We start from the raw sequence: 2,600 nt of genomic DNA on the forward strand, positions 1-2,600 counted from the left end.
AAACTCGCCTTCGGCTCAAACAACGCGATCCCTGATCCGTCTGGACCTCCGCTCCTCGGCGCATCCACAAGGGGTGGGGACTAGAAATACCAATACCAAATACTTGAAGAGACAAGGACTCGCCGTGGCGAGTCCTTGTTTGTCTTGGTTTGTTCTTTGGTATTTTTCTTCTGTTCCCATTTCCATCTCCGCTCCCGATTGCCCCGTCCTGGCTGGGCCGAGGAGCGCGGAGACAAGCGGATCAGGGCCGGCGTTGTCTGAGCGAAGCGAGTTTAGCCGGACCCCGCTTGGCTCGAGCACCGCAGGTTGCCCCGTAGCGAAGCGCAGGGGACCCAGACTGCGGGTCGCCTTTTCTTTGGTGACTTTCTTTTGGCGAAGCAAAAGAAAGTTACTTGCTGCCGGGCAACCCCCGGCCAGCAACCCTCAGAGGAGAGCGCAAGGCCGGAGCAAGACCCGGCCCTTAATCAGCAACCGTCACAACATTATTAGCAAAAGTAATCTGATCCCCCACCCCAGGCATCAACTGAATAGGCGGTACGTTAGCCAACGTGATCGGATTGGCAACGGTGCCAACCTGCCCACGCGGCACCGTCCTCACCACCTGGCTCTCCGGCAAAGGCGTACCGGTCTTGAGGTGCGCATACATCATGTCCATCGCCTGAATGAAATAGCGGTGCAGCGGTACCAGCCGCGCGCCGTAACCCGGGAAACCCAGAAAGGCGTCGAAGTGCTGGGCGTTGGTGACCTCGATGTAGGAAAGTTTGCTGCTGCGGCCCTCGACCATCTTGTTGAGGCCGAAATACGGCCGTGAGGTGAAGGCCACCGGCACCAGCGTGTCGGAGCGGCCGTGCACGATCAGGGCCGGCTTGCCCTGCAGGTTGGCGTTGCGCAGCACCTGCTGTATGCCTTCGCGAACGCGCAGGGCGTCGGGGGTGTTGGTGCTGACCAGTGCGCGCAGGCACAGCGCGCCGGCGTTGTTGTAGTCCTGCACGTTGCCGGCCGACACCGAGGCCGCGTCCAGCAGCGGGCCGCCCAGGCTGGCGTTGTTGACGATGTTGACACCCACCGTGGGCGGCACGCCGTTGCCGGTGCCGAAAGAAGTCGCCAGCGCGGCGGCCGATGCGGGCACCGGCACGTTGGGTACGGGCGCGGTGGCCGGGGCTGTGGCGGCAAAGCTGTAGCCGCACAGGTTGTCCTGCACGCCGGCGCGGCCATAAGCATTCGCATAGGTCAGCGCTACCGGCAGCGTGGCGAACGAATAGTGCGAGGCCTGCAGGTCGTTGCTTTCGGGCTGCCAGCCCGCGGCCTGCAGCACCGCCATGGCGCTGGCCGCCTGTTCGGCCGGCGTGTTGCCGTTGACGAGGCCCTGGGCCTTGAGCGCGGCGCAGCGGTTGGCGGCGATGGCCGGGTTGATGGTGTTGAAGACGTTGGTGGCCGGCGACAGCAGCGCGGCGCAGGGCTGCAGCAGGTTGGCCAGCGTCGTGTAGTCGTACAGCGGCCTGCCGGTGCCTGCCAGCGTCGTGTTGCCGCGCCGTACGCTGAGCCGCGCGTCGGGCACCAGCTGCACCTGCGGCTCGCCGACCGCCACGCCGCTGATCAGGCCGCGCGTGTCGAGCTCGGCCGCCGCCAGCGCCGCGCCGGCGCCGTTGGAGACGCTGGAGGCGATCACGATGGTGTTGGACGGGTTCAGCGTCCGCAGGCGCGCGCTGCCGTCGCGTGAGGGCGCGCCATAACGTTCATTGAGCACAAAGTAGGCGAACTCGACCGCCTGCAGCGTGAAGCGGCCCCAGTCTTTTTCGGAGTTCTGCTGCGAATGCGCGTGCTTGACGGCAAAGCGGTTCGGCGTCGCCGCGTTGAAGGCCGTGCGTTCGGCAGGGCTCAGGGCGGCCGTGAAATTGGAGGCCGCGCCGGCCGCACCTGCATCGGCGCGCAGGCCGTTCTGCAGGTGCACCGTGTTGTTCTGCAGGTCGTGCATGCCGCTGCCGGTGCCCTTGTCGGTATAGGCCACGGCGCAGCCGTTCTTCAAACCCCATTCGCCCGAGGAGCCGATGGCGCCGTAAATGCCGCGTGAGCCGCTGGACGTGCCGGTCACGATGCAGGCATTCGCCGGGTTGAAGCTGGCCGGCACCTGCACCATCATGGTCACGTTGTGCCGGCCGCTGCCGTCGTCCGAGTAGGCGATGAATTCGCTGCCGGCGATCTTGCCTTCGCCGGTGGTGATGACGCCGCGCGCGTCCACGTTCGGGCCGTAAAGCGTGCCGTAGCCGCCGGCCGGCGAGATGTCGAGGATGGCGCGGTAGTTGTTGTAGATCGCGATGCGCCGCAGCTCGGCCGCCGTCGGCCTCAAAGGGTCCACCGGCTGTGGCGCCGCGCCGCCCAGGCCGGTCTTGCCCAGGCCGGCGGTCAGCAGGTCGTCGTTGCCGCCGTCATACACCCCCATGGTGATGGGGCCCAGGTAGCTGGGCTTGGTGTTGATCGGGTCGCCCGCGCCGCCGGCGCAACCGGCCAGCAGCGCGGCCGCCGTGAGCAGGCCCAGGCCTGTGGTGATGGGGGTGGTTTTCATGGCGTCCTCCGTTTGGTGTTGTCGCGCTGGCTGGAGC

The 2,600-nt window shown here is 66.3% G+C and carries 1 protein-coding gene; it reads right to left on the bottom strand.

Annotation, left to right across the window (positions count from 1 at the left end; translation table 11 throughout):
• Positions 1–460: 460 nt before the first annotated feature.
• Complete coding sequence (locus AC1D1Y_RS25865) at positions 461–2,563, bottom strand: D-(-)-3-hydroxybutyrate oligomer hydrolase (protein WP_477684874.1); 2,103 nt, start codon at positions 2,561–2,563, stop codon at positions 461–463.
• Positions 2,564–2,600 lie beyond the last annotated feature (37 nt).

It is taken from the genome of Polaromonas sp. P1_G1, from assembly GCF_056405595.1.